This window comes from Celeribacter sp. SCSIO 80838, assembly GCF_056498065.1.
Genome location: NZ_JAZKMA010000001.1, coordinates 3066583 through 3078873, shown reverse-complemented (window position 1 = coordinate 3078873; position 12291 = coordinate 3066583). Strand labels below are relative to the sequence as shown.

At 60.8% G+C, this 12291-nt stretch carries 9 protein-coding genes; 6 read left to right on the top strand and 3 right to left on the bottom strand.

Translation table 11 applies throughout. From position 1 onward, the window contains the following. Positions 1–33: 33 nt before the first annotated feature. From V1475_RS15445 to putA, 3 genes are all read right to left on the bottom strand, one after another. Complete coding sequence (locus V1475_RS15445; protein ID WP_479413461.1) at positions 34–1041, bottom strand: TRAP transporter substrate-binding protein; 1008 nt, start codon at positions 1039–1041, stop codon at positions 34–36. 141 nt (positions 1042–1182) lie between these two features. Continuing rightward, positions 1183–2064 carry a helix-turn-helix domain-containing protein gene (locus V1475_RS15440; protein WP_479413460.1) on the bottom strand — a complete coding sequence of 294 codons (882 nt, stop codon included), beginning with the start codon at positions 2062–2064 and terminating at the stop codon, positions 1183–1185. Between the two features lie 407 nt (positions 2065–2471). Further along, positions 2472–5879, bottom strand: coding sequence for a bifunctional proline dehydrogenase/L-glutamate gamma-semialdehyde dehydrogenase PutA (gene putA / locus V1475_RS15435; RefSeq protein WP_479413459.1), 3408 nt, complete (start codon positions 5877–5879; stop codon positions 2472–2474). A 111-nt stretch (positions 5880–5990) separates the two neighbouring features. Here putA and V1475_RS15430 point away from each other — a divergent pair, with 111 nt between their 5' ends. The 6 genes from V1475_RS15430 (at position 5991) to V1475_RS15405 (ending at position 12190) form a co-directional block, all read left to right on the top strand. Continuing rightward, the gene (locus V1475_RS15430; protein ID WP_479413458.1) at positions 5991–6455 is read left to right on the top strand and encodes an Lrp/AsnC family transcriptional regulator; all 465 of its coding nucleotides are present in this window, start codon (positions 5991–5993) and stop codon (positions 6453–6455) included. Positions 6456–6727: 272 nt separating this feature from the next. Continuing rightward, entirely contained in the window at positions 6728–7798 is a 1071-nt protein-coding gene (locus V1475_RS15425; protein ID WP_479413457.1) for a UDP-glucuronic acid decarboxylase family protein, read from the top strand. Beyond that, the gene (gene galE, locus V1475_RS15420) at positions 7795–8811 is read left to right on the top strand and encodes a UDP-glucose 4-epimerase GalE (protein ID WP_479413456.1); all 1017 of its coding nucleotides are present in this window, start codon (positions 7795–7797) and stop codon (positions 8809–8811) included. The genes V1475_RS15425 and galE overlap by 4 nt, the downstream gene beginning before the upstream one ends. Positions 8812–8898: 87 nt before the next feature. After that, positions 8899–10686 carry a glycosyltransferase gene (locus V1475_RS15415; protein ID WP_479413455.1) on the top strand — a complete coding sequence of 596 codons (1788 nt, stop codon included), beginning with the start codon at positions 8899–8901 and terminating at the stop codon, positions 10684–10686. Positions 10687–10702: 16 nt separating this feature from the next. Beyond that, entirely contained in the window at positions 10703–11608 is a 906-nt protein-coding gene (locus V1475_RS15410) for a glycoside hydrolase family 26 protein (RefSeq protein ID WP_434286929.1), read from the top strand. 273 nt (positions 11609–11881) lie between these two features. Next, complete coding sequence (locus V1475_RS15405; RefSeq protein WP_479413454.1) at positions 11882–12190, top strand: hypothetical protein; 309 nt, start codon at positions 11882–11884, stop codon at positions 12188–12190. Positions 12191–12291: the final 101 nt, after the last annotated feature.

The following is a 12291-nucleotide window of genomic DNA, read 5'->3' as shown; positions in this document are numbered from 1 at the left end:
AGAGACCCGGAAGGGGAACCGGGGCCGTCAGTTTCAGAGCTTGCCGTAGGCTTCGGTGTAGATGTCCAGCAGCGTCTGGCCCGCATCGCCGGTTTTGGCGACATAGGCGGCAGAGGCCGGACCGAACATCACGTCGCGGAACTCGGCGCGCTCGGCCTCGTCGGCGACGCGCACATTGGTGCCGGCTTCCTTGATGGTCTCAAGAGCGGCCTCGACGGCGGCGGCTTTGTGCGCGGTCAGCTCGGGGATCACCTCGGCGAAGGCGTCCTTGATGATGGTCTGGTAGTTTTCCGGCAGGCTGTCCCAGAACATCGGGTTGAAGAGGATCACATCCTCCATCGCGCCGTGATCGGAGACGACGAGGTTCTTTTGCACCTCGTAGAATTTCATCGCCTTGATGGTGTCGAGCGGGTTTTCCTCGCCGTCCACAACGCCGGTCTGGAGCGAGGTGTAAAGCTCACCGAACGGCAGCGCGATGGCGGAGGCACCCAAGGCGTTGAATTGTTCGATCAGGATCGAGCTATCCATGACGCGGAATTTCTGACCTGCGAAATCGCCAAGCGTGTCGAGCGGTTCGTTGGAGGTGAACTGTTTCTTGCCGTTGGGCCAGAGATCGATCGCCACCATGCCCTTGTCGGAGAAGCTGTCGAGAAGCGCCTGACCGAAGGGACCGTCGCGCAGGGCCGCGGCTTTGTCGGCGTCTTCGGGGATCAGGTAGGGGATGTCGAGGATCGACACCAGCGGATTGAAGCCGCCGAGGAAGGCGGCGGGGGCGACGGTCGCCTCAAGCGTACCAAGCTGCACGCCTTCGTTCATTTGGCGCTGGTTGCCGAGCTGCCCCTGCGGAAAGAGCTGGAATTCCACATCGCCGTCCGTGCGCTCGGAAACGAGTTCAGCCACCTTTTCGAGATAGATGTGGCGGCTTTGCTGCGTGCTTTCGAGATGGCCGATGCGGGCCACGTAGTCCTGCGCAAGCGCAGGGCTGGCCAGCGCCAGACCGGCCAGCAGCACGGCGGACAGAAGGGGTTTGGGTTGAGACATGGGGCGCTCCCGGTTGGTTTGGTTCTGGAAATCATAGACTCCCGAAAGCGGAGGGTAGGTCAATAAAAAAGTCTAAAAAATGAGACGAAATTTGATTTTGACCAGATGATTTAATTTAATGGTGAATTTTTGGGCGAATATTCAGGGTGTGAGGCCTTCTCTGGCGATCAAATTTTCAACATGCTCCGCCGCTTCCCGGCCTTTGAGGGAGCTGTTCCAGAGCCGTTCCGCAATGCCTTCATGCAACTCAAGGGCTTCGGGGGCGGAGGTAATCAGGCCAACGCCGATGCGGATGTTCGGGTTGTGGCCAAGGCGGAAGGGGCTGATCGTCAGGATCGAGCGTCCGGCCTGACGCATGATCTGGAAGGAGGTGGAGGGGATGGGTTCGCGAGCGACGCCGATCTGGATGCCGATGTCGGGTGCGCGCAGCATTTCGACGATATGTTCCACCTCGGTCAGCGCCATGCGGCGTCGGTGGTCGCGAATCTCGGGGGGCAATTCCGGGCTGCCCTCAAGACCCTCACGCAGGAATTTCCGAATGTCCGCATCCGAGATGATCGAGGCCAGAAGCGGGCGTCTCTGGGCGAAGCGCGCCTTTCTTTTTGCCAGAATGTCGAGGATTTTCGCAATGTCCTGCTGCTCTGAGCCGGGCACCGATTCACTCAGTACATCCTTGAGGACGCTGTCGTAGCGGTCGGTCGTGACCAGATAGGAAATCGGGCTGAACAGGCCGATGATCTGCTCGCAATCCTCCTCGATCTGGCGCATGCGCTCGAAAAAGCTGACGGCATTGTCGACATATTCGATGCCGACGCCGAGAAGGCTGGGCAGAGAAACGTGCAACTCATGGGCGATGGCTGCGAGCATGTCGATTTTGGCGATTTCACCCTTTTCGGCCCGGTAAAGGGCGGCGCGAGAAATGTTCAGCCGGGTCGCAAGCTCCTCCGGGGAGAGGTTGCGGCCGAGGCGATGTGCCTTGAGCCGTGCGCCGATGTCTTGGAAATTGATCTGGGTCTCTTCCACTCTGGACTCGCTGAAAATCTGCTTTGATGTGCTTTGCCAGATCGGAAAGCTGACAAAGAGGTTGTCTCAAACTTGAGACAACCATGGTTTGCGCGATGTCGCAAGGGTGATTTCGAAAGCGTCTCTGGTGAAAATTTCACCGAAAGTCCCGGAAAATGACCGTCGTGCGGAGCTGTGCGCGGTTCAGATCATACCGGACGTGCGTTTGATGTTTCGGCTGCGGTGAAGGCCATAAGGAAGGTTGCAACGGATGTTGCCTGCTGAGCCCTCTTCAACAATGCCGAGCGGTCTCATTCGGTTCCTGCAAAGTCAGGATGAAAGACCATAAAAGTCCGGCCCCCAGCATAAAACATAAAAAGAGCGCGGTTTCCCGCGCCCTTTTATTGATGATCTCGAGGTGGCGCCGTTCAGCCCGCCAGAAGTGCCGCGTTGCCGCCGGCCGCCGTGGTGTCGACGCAGAGGTGGCGTTCATGGGCGACATGGGCCTTGTCGGGCCGCGCCGTGATCAGGGGCAGGATCGCCCCATCGCGCGAGGCCAGCGCCTTGGCGAAGCTCCGCGCCGTCTCGGCATCGCCCCACCAGATCGCGGCGGAGAAGCCATCGAGCGCGGCAAGGTCTTTCGCGGAGAGCGTGCCGCCAAAGGCGATGGCGATCCCGCCCAGAGCCTCGACGGCCGCGGCCTGCGCCTTGGCAGCATCCGCCCCCGGTCCGAGGCAGAGCACGGCCGGGCGGGTGTAGAAGGCGAGACGGTTCATCTCACCGGTCGGCCCCGGCATCAGGCGCTCTTCGAGCTTGGTCTCAACCGGTTTGGCCAGCGCCTCGCGCAACGCCTTGAGATCGGCCCCACGCTCGAACTTGCCCGCCTCCGCAAGCCCCGGTTCGGGGGCGAAGAAACGGCCAAGATAGAGCGGGCCACCGGCTTTCGGACCGGTGCCGGAGAGACCCTCGCCGCCAAAGGGTTGCGAGCCGACGACCGCGCCGATCTGGTTGCGGTTGACGTAGATATTGCCGACGTGGATCGCCTCCGAGATGGTTTGCACCCGCTCGTCGATCCGCGTGTGCAGACCGAAGGTCAGGCCAAAGCCACGGGCGTTGACCTCGGCGACGATCTTGTCGAGATCGCGGGCCTTGAAGGTCGCGATGTGCAGAACCGGGCCGAAAATCTCGCGTTCGAGATCGTTGATGCCCGAAACTTTAAGCATCGTCGGCGCCACAAACATGCCCTCGGAAGGGGCGGCGATCTGGTGCATGATGCTGTTGGATTTCTGCGCCACATAGCCCGCGATCTCGTCGCGTGCTTCGCGGTCGATCACCGGGCCGACATCGGTGGTGAGATCCCACGGGTTGCCGACGGTGAGCTGGTCCATCGCGCCTTTGATCATCTCGATCACATGCGGCGCGCTGTCTTCTTGCAGGTAGAGGCAGCGCAGCGCGGAACAGCGCTGACCGGCGGATTGGAAGGACGAGGCCACGACATCGCGCACGGCCTGCTCGGAGAGCGCGGTCGAGTCGACGATCATCGCATTGAGCCCGCCGGTTTCGGCGATCAGCGGCGTGCCCGGTTCGAGATGCTCGGCCATGGTGCGGTTGATCCGCTGGGCCGTGTCGGTGGAGCCGGTGAAGACCACGCCTTTGACGCGCTTGTCCGAGGTCAGCGCCGCGCCGACGGTCGCGCCGCGCCCGGTCAGGAGTTGCAGCACCTCGCGCGGCACACCGGCCTCATGCATCAGGGCGATGGCTTTGGTGGCGATGATCGGCGTCTGTTCGGCAGGTTTCGCGAGAACGGCATTCCCGGCCATCAGCGCGGCAGAGATCTGGCCGGTGAAGATGGCGAGCGGGAAGTTCCACGGGCTGATCGCGGTCACAATGCCACGGGGCGCGCGCGGGTCGTTTTCGCCCTCCTGTGCGTAGTAACGCAGGAAATCGACCGCCTCGCGCACTTCGCCCACGGCGTCGAGCAGGGATTTCCCGGCTTCTTGTGCGAGGATGGCGAAGAGCACGCCGTAATTGGCCTCATAGAGATCGGCCACGCGGCGCAACACGGCGGCGCGCTCTGCGGCGGGGGCGGTCCAGCTGCGGGCGTTGTCGAGCGCGGCGTCGACGGTGGCTTTGTCGGCCTCAATCACTTCGCCGATGGTCTCGCCCGTGGCCGGATTGGTCACCGGTTGGGCCGTGCCGGTGGGGGCTTCGACGGTGAGCGGGTGCGCATTTGGCAGGGCCACATCGCGGGCGGCGAAAATCTCCGTTAAAACGCCATCGTCGGTGAGGTCCCAGCCTTTGGAATTGACGCGGTCGCCACCGAAGATTTGCGCCGGATGCACGAGGCCCGAGGGGGCTTTGGCGCTAGCCAAGGCTTCGAACGGGTCTTTCGCGATGTCTTCCGGGCGCACGCTTTCGTCGACGATCTGGTGCACGAAGGAGGAGTTCGCGCCGTTTTCCAACAGGCGACGGACGAGATAGGCCAGAAGATCGCGGTGCGCGCCGCAGGGGGCGTAGATGCGGCAATGGCCGCCGGTTTCCTTCAGCGTGATGTCATGCAGACGCTCGCCCATGCCGTGCAGGCGCTGGAACTCAAAGGGACGCCCCTCGGCAAGCTCCATGATGGTCGCAACCGTATGGGCGTTATGCGTGGCGAATTGCGGGAAGATGTGATCGCCCATGCCGAAGAGCTTCCGGGCGAGGCAGGCATAGGACACATCGGTCGCGGTTTTGGAGGTATAGAGCGGGAAGCCCGGCTGGCCGGTGACCTGCGCGAGTTTCATCTCCGTGTCCCAATAGGCACCTTTGACGAGGCGGATGTTGATCTTGCGATCATAGCGTTTCGCCATGTCGTAAAGCGCATCAATCGCCGGGGCGGCGCGTTTGCCGTAAGCCTGCACCACGACGCCGAAACCTTCCCACCCGGCGAGATAATCGTCGGAGAGCACCGCTTCGATCACCTTGAAGGAGATCACCAGACGGTCTTGTTCTTCGGCATCGACATGGAACCCGATGCCCGCGTCTTTCGCCTGACGGGCGAGGCGGGTCAGAACCGGCACAAGCTCGGACATCACGCGCGCTTCCTGCGCCACTTCATAGCGCGGGTGCAGGGCGGAGAATTTCACCGAAATGCCGGGGTTGTCGACGATCGTGTCATGGGCGGCATGTTTGCCGATTGCGGCGATGGCGTCGGCGTAATCCTTGGCGTAACGATCCGCATCGGCCTTGGTCCGGGCGGCTTCGCCCAGCATGTCGAAGGAATAGGTAAAGCCCTGTTTCTCGCGGGCCTCGCCGCGTTTCAACGCGCCTTCGATGGTCTCGCCCAAGACGAACTGACGGCCCATCTCCTTCATCGCGCGCCCGACGGCGGCGCGAATGACCGGCTCGCCCAGACGTTTGACCGCGCCGCGCAGCGTTCCCGCCACACCGGGTTGATTGTCGTCGAGCACCTTGCCGGTGAGCATCAAAGCCCAAGTGGAGGCGTTCACCAGCGAGGAGGCAGCAGTGCCGATGTGTTTGTTCCACTCCGATGGCGCGATCTTATCTTCGATCAGCGCGTCGATGGTAAAGCTGTCCGGCACGCGCAGCATGGCTTCGGCAAGACACATGAGCGCCACGCCTTCGCGGGTCGAGAGCCCGTATTCGGCAAGGAAATGCTCCATGAGCGTCGGTTTGGCCTCGGTACGGATGCGTTTCACGAGGGTCACGGCGCGGGCAGAAATGGCGGCGCGGGTTTCGGGCGAAATCGCGGCCTCGGTGATCAGCCGATCGAGCAACTGATTCTCAGGAGCGTATTTTGCGGCAAAGCCAAGGGCAGGGAAGGAGGGAGTAGCCATATTGACCTCTGGAGCTGGAGTTTCGCCACATGTACCGGATAATTTCTAGACGAAGGCTCTATTATTGGCGTAATAGTAGACGATATGACCTAAAATCAGGGAAGATTTAGTATGAATTTCGATTTGGACGCGACCAACCAGAAAATTCTCGAGGCACTCGTGGCCAACGCAAGAATCCCGATCACGGAACTGTCTAAAAAGGTAGGTCTGTCGAAGACGCCTGTGACCTATCGCATCAAACAGATGGAGGATCTCGGGTTGATCACCGGCTATCGGGCGATCCTCTCGCCGCTCAAGCTCGGGCTGACCAATGTGACCTATATCGAGGTGCGGGTTTCGGACACGCGCCAAAAGGCTTTGGAAGAGTTCAACGCGGCGGTGCGCAGTATTCCGGAGGTCGAAGAGTGCTATATGATCGCCGGGGGGTTCGACTACCAGATCAAGTTGCGCTCCCGCGATATGGCACATTATCGCGAGATCATGGCCGAGAAAATTTCCGCCCTGCCGTATATCAGTTCGACCACGAGCTACGTTGCCATGGAGGCCGTGGTGGAGCAGAGCTGGCTCAGTCTTTGATGGGCGCTTTGGGAGGTGCTGGGGCGCTTTCTGGCCCGGTGCCGGTGGGGGATTAAGACAAGGGTTTCATGCAGGAATTCGACGCGGTGCAGCGCTGATTTGTGCGGCTTTGCAGCATGTTAACCATAAAGGTGTATTTCAAATTATGGTTATATTGAGACATATCAACGCCGATTTTTGGGCTATGATGTAAAATATAGACGTTTAGCACAAACGGCTCTGATGTCTCTGCTGCGGGGGCTTTATAGGGATCAGGGTGACAGGAGGGGGAGATGGGCTCCAACGTGAAGCGGCTCGATCCGCAATTCAGTCTTGTATCCAGTGAACAGCATTTTGCACAAAGGGTTGTTCTTGTCGCGGGCGGTGCCGGGTTTATCGGCTCGAACCTGTGCCGACGGCTTCTGGCGCAGGGAAATCGGGTGATCTGCGTCGACAATCTGGAAACCGGACGCTTGTCGAATATTGGCGCGCTGATGTCGGAGCCGGACTTCCGATTTTTCCTGCATGACATCGTCGAGCCGTTCAGTATCAAGGGGCAGTTGGACCGGATTTACAATCTGGCTTGCCCGGCCTCGCCGCCGAAATACCAGAAAGACCCGATCCACACGTTCCAGACCTCGGTCATGGGGGCGCTCAATCTTCTTGAACTGGCATCGAAAAAAGGTGCGCGCGTGCTGCAATCCTCGACCTCCGAGGTCTATGGCGATCCGGATGTCTCGCCACAAAACGAGGAGTATCGCGGGCTGGTCAACACGATGGGGCCGCGGTCCTGCTATGACGAGGGCAAACGCGCCGCCGAAACCCTGTTCCACGATATGCATGTGACGCGCGGCGTCGATGTGCGCGTGGCGCGGATTTTCAACACCTACGGGCCGCGGATGGACCCGGAGGACGGGCGGGTGATCTCCAACTTCATCGTGCAGGCCCTCAAGGGCGAGCCGATGACGATTTACGGCACGGGCGAACAGACGCGCTCCTTCTGCTATATCGACGACATGCTCGAAGGGCTGATGGCGCTGATGGAATGCGAAACCTGCGGCGCTGTGCCGGTCAATCTCGGCAATCCGGGCGAGTTCACCATGAACGAGCTGTCGCGTCTGGTGCAAAAGATGATCCCGGGGCACGGCGGCGCGGTTTATTGCGATCTGCCGAAAGACGACCCGCGACAACGGCGTCCCGACATCACGCGGGCGAGAACCCTGCTGAACTGGGCGCCGCAAGTGTCGTTGCGCGCAGGGCTCGTGCCGACGGTGACGTATTTCAGCAAAGAGCTGGAATTGTCTCAGGAACAGGCTGGCTCCGGGAATGTGATCAATCTGCTCGCGGGGGGAGGTGCGGCATGACACAGATTTCGTCCACACCCACGCGCGTGCTCGTCACCGGCGGCGCGGGGTATATCGGGTCGCATTGCTGCAAGGCGCTGAGCCGGGCAGGGGTGGTGCCCGTGGTCTATGACAACCTGTCACGCGGGCATGCCGATGCAGTGCGTTGGGGGCCGCTTGTCAAAGGGGATATGCGTGACGAGGCGCACCTTGCGCAGGTGCTGAAAGACGAACGCATCGACGCGGTGATCCATTTTGCGGCTTTCGCCTATGTCGGCGAGAGCGTGCAGGAGCCGCAGATGTATTACGACAACAATGTCGGTGGCATGATCGGGCTTCTGGGGGCGATGCAGGAGGCGGGCGTCAAACGACTGGTGTTCTCCTCCTCCTGTGCCACTTACGGCGTGCCGGAGTGTGTCCCGATCGACGAGACCATGACGCAGGTGCCGATCAACCCCTATGGGCGCTCGAAGCTGATCTGCGAATGGATGATGGAAGATGCCGCCACGGCTTGGGGGCTGAACTTCGTTGCCCTGCGCTATTTCAACGCGGCGGGGTCGGACCCGGAGTTCGAGCTGTCCGAACGCCATGACCCGGAAACCCATCTTATTCCGCTGGCGCTGATGGCCGCCCAAGGCACCGGCGCGCCGCTTCAGGTTTTTGGTACGGATTACCCGACGCCGGATGGCACTTGTGTGCGCGATTACATTCATGTCAGCGATCTCGCGCGGGCCCATGTGCTCGCCCTCAATGCGCTGCGTGGAGGGGCGGGGCCGCTCAAGCTCAACCTCGGCACCGGCAAGGGGACGTCCGTGCAGGAGATCCTCGATGCGGTTGAGCGGGTGACGGGTCATGCCGTGCCGCATATCGACAGTCCGAGACGTGCGGGCGATCCGCCGGAACTGGTGGCCAATCCGTCCCGGGCGCATGAGGCGCTTGGTTTTGAGGCTCGGTGGAGACAGATCGACGAGATTGTCGGTCATGCCGCACCTTGGTTTGCTGAGAAACCCGCGGAGGCGCCGAAGGTCGCATGAGTGATGGTCAAGCCTGTGATGCCCAAACCCTCTGCCCAATCTGTGGAGCGCCCCGTGCCCCGGCACCCGGGCCTCGCGCCTCGACCGATGCTCGCCCCACTGTTCTCGCGAGGGCGCAGGCGTTGGTACGGCTTTCTGGCGGTGCTCTGGTTCTTGGCCTCTCTGTGGTTCTGGATCTGGTGGTTCGAACCCGCGCATGTGGGGGGCGTCGTCCGCTTCGGGTTGATCACCCTCGGTTTGGTCTGGGTCTGGAGCATGCAGGCCTATTTCATGGTGATCTTCCTCGCCGCACATCGCTCCGCCGCACCTGATCCCGTGCCGGGGGCTTACCGGGTGGCGATGATCGTGACGAAGACGCCCTCGGAACCCTTCGAGGTGATCCGGCCCACGCTCGAAGCGATGTTGGGGCAGGATTACCCCCATGACACATGGCTCGCCGACGAACAGCCGACACGCGAGGTCACCGACTGGTGTGCGGCCCATGGGGTGCATATCTCGTCGCGCCACGGACTTGCGGTTTATCACCAAAAGGAATGGCCGCGCCGGACCCGCTGCAAAGAAGGCAATCTGGCCTATTTCTACGACACATGGGGCTATCGGCTCTATGACATCGTCTCCCAGTTCGACTCGGATCATGTGCCGGGGCCCGGATACTTGCGCGAGATGGTACGGCCCTTTGCCGATCCGGAGGTGGGCTATGTCTCGGCTCCCTCGATCTGTGGTGCCAATGCCAAGGGGCACTGGGCGGCGCGCACCAGGCTTTATGTTGAGGCGGCATTCCATGGCATCTTTCAGGCGGGTTACACGCGTCTTCTGACGCCGATGTGCATCGGATCGCATTACGCGGTCCGGACGAAAGCGTTGAAAGAGGCGGGGGGGCTTGGACCGGAACTGGCGGAGGATCATTCCACCACCATGTTGATCTCGGCGGCCGGATGGCGCGGGGTTCATGCCATCGACGCGATCGCGCTGGGCGACGGGCCGACGACGCTGCCGGATCTGGTGACGCAGGAATTCCAGTGGTCGCGTTCGCTCGTCTCGCTCCTGCTGCGCTATACGCCCGATTACCTGCCGCAACTGCCGCTCCGGCTCAAGGCGCTCTTCCTGCTTTGCCAGCTCTGGTACGTGTTTTTCGCGTTGGCCATGGCCATGGCCTATGTCGCACCGGTTCTGGCGGTGCTGTTCGATTTCACTTATGCCGATGTCACGTATCCGTCCTTTATCGCCCATAGTTTCCCGATGGCGCTGATCCCGCTTGTGATCGTGCGGGGGCTGAAACGCGACGGGTTGTTGCGACCGATGAATGCGAAGATTCTCGCCTGGGAGAAAATCCTCTTCGTCGCCCTGCAATGGCCATGGGTGCTATGGGGCGTTGCCATGGCGGTGCGAGATCGGATCTCCGGGCATTTCGTGGATTTCCGCATCACGCCCAAGGGGGCTGCGGCGCAGGCCACCATGCCCATGCGGATCATCATGGTGTACGCGGTTCTGGCGCTGGGCGCGATCCTTCCGGTCATGCTGCGCGCGCATCTCGTGGTGGCGCCGGGGTTCTATCTTTTGACGCTGTTGAACGCGGTGATCTATGTGATCCTGCTCTCTGTGGCGATCCTTCACCACATTCGGGAAAACCGCATCAAATTGCGGAATTTTACCCCGAAACTGGCGCTGCAAAGTGCTGTTTTGATAATGATCATGGCGTTTTTCGCCAATTCTGTTATGCTGAGGGGACAGATGGGTCTCCTTGCCCTGTCTTACGGACTCGAGCCTCTGCAAGTCATGAAAGTCGAGTACGTGGTCGCCGGTGCGGGTCAGGGCCAACCGGGGGATGTGCATCTGGAATTCGCACCGGAATGGTTTGGGGACATAGCGCCCTGAAAGGGAGGGAGCGATGATGAACATGTCGACAAAACGGATGATGAAGGCGCTGGGCGCCGGTCTTGGGATAGGGGTCCTGTCGGGGCTTCTGAGTATGGGCTTTGCGCAATCGCCGCCGGGGCAGGTGCCGTTCGGGGCCTATGACCCGGACGGGGATTTCTCCCGCGACGGGGCTGTGACCGTCGAGCATTTGTTCCTGCCATGGGAGGACGTGTACCTTCCGTCGCTGAACGATGCCGATGCTTACGCGCTCGAACGTCAGCGCGCGCTTCTGGTGACGCTGGAGCCTTGGACTTGGTCCCGGAGCGAACGCAACACCGCGCGCTACCTGCGTGAGGGGATTTTCAACGGCACTTACGACGGCAACATGCATGCGGTCTGTCAGGTTCTGGGCACGCTGAAAAGCCCGGTGACGCTGCGGTTCATGCATGAGATGGACGACGAGAGCGGTCAGTTCATCTGGGCGGGCTGGGATCCGGACGATTACATTGCCGCCTACCGCCGGATGACGGATCTCTGCAAGGAAGACGCGCCGAACATCAACCTGATGTGGTCGCCTTTGGGCGATGAGAAAATGGCGCAATACTATCCGGGCGATGAGTATGCCGATCTGGTCGGTCTGTCGGTCTTTGGGCTTCAGGCCTGGGATCAGGCGAAATACGGTCATGACCGGACCTATGACGAGATTTTCGCACCGCGTTACGAACGCGCGCAGGCCTTTGGTAAACCGGTTGTGGTGGCCGAGTTGGGCTATGTCGGGCAGGCGGGGTACGTCGAGAACTGGAAGAACACCGTGCGGGTCGAAAACGCCGATTATCCGGCTTTGGTCGGTGTCGTCTACTTCAACTACCCGGAAGTCTACCCGTGGCCGGAAGGCTTTGGTCAGCCGGATTGGCGGATCAAAAATCAGGTTCTCAAATGACCTGATCATGGGCGTTTTGCTCTAAATTGCGACACAAGCAAATGGGCGGCGAAAAACCGCCCATTTCTTTTGTTCTGTGCAATCTTTTGAAGCTATTTGATTTTATCCGGATCACATCCGTCATTCGCGTCTGACACAATGCTGCCATGCTTGTGACGAACTCATGACCTTCTTGACCTGTAACCTCGTTTTTACCAATCACGGGGTAACGAGAGAACGACGGACCTGTCTCTGCCCCTGTGCTGGACGAGGCCGCGCAAAGGAGGCAGAGCAATGTTCGTGTTTACGAAATCTATTCCCCATGTGTGTCGCAAAGGCGTTCTATCCAGAGCGGTTCTGACCGCCGCCTTCGCAGTGGCCGTGATGGCCGCGGGCAATCCGGTATTGGCCTCGCAGACCGAAACGGGCGCGCAAAAGACTACGGTTGGCGGCAGCGGCAACACCCGGTTTGACTGGCTCGCGGCTGGCAAGGAGGTCGCGGCTGCCGACATGACCACGCCATCCCCGATGCCACAAGGTTCTGGCTCCTGGATCTGTTCACCCGCCGGATTCGGCAACCATTCCCGCTGTTATCGTCGCTGAGCACGACAGTTCGGCACGGCGCAGGTGGTTGCTTGCGTTCCGTTGTCTTTGTCGTGCGCATAGTCTGCGCGAACTCCGGGCGAAAACCGGAGACCTTCCTG

Coding starts and splice junctions, on each gene's coding strand:
- V1475_RS15415 (WP_479413455.1), top strand. CDS start 8,899: ATGCTCGCCCCACTGTTCTCGCGAGGGCGCAGGCGTTGGTACGGCTTT.
- putA (WP_479413459.1), bottom strand. CDS start 5,879: ATGGCTACTCCCTCCTTCCCTGCCCTTGGCTTTGCCGCAAAATACGCT.
- V1475_RS15410 (WP_434286929.1), top strand. CDS start 10,703: ATGAACATGTCGACAAAACGGATGATGAAGGCGCTGGGCGCCGGTCTT.
- V1475_RS15405 (WP_479413454.1), top strand. CDS start 11,882: ATGTTCGTGTTTACGAAATCTATTCCCCATGTGTGTCGCAAAGGCGTT.
- V1475_RS15425 (WP_479413457.1), top strand. CDS start 6,728: ATGGGCTCCAACGTGAAGCGGCTCGATCCGCAATTCAGTCTTGTATCC.
- galE (WP_479413456.1), top strand. CDS start 7,795: ATGACACAGATTTCGTCCACACCCACGCGCGTGCTCGTCACCGGCGGC.
- V1475_RS15430 (WP_479413458.1), top strand. CDS start 5,991: ATGAATTTCGATTTGGACGCGACCAACCAGAAAATTCTCGAGGCACTC.
- V1475_RS15445 (WP_479413461.1), bottom strand. CDS start 1,041: ATGTCTCAACCCAAACCCCTTCTGTCCGCCGTGCTGCTGGCCGGTCTG.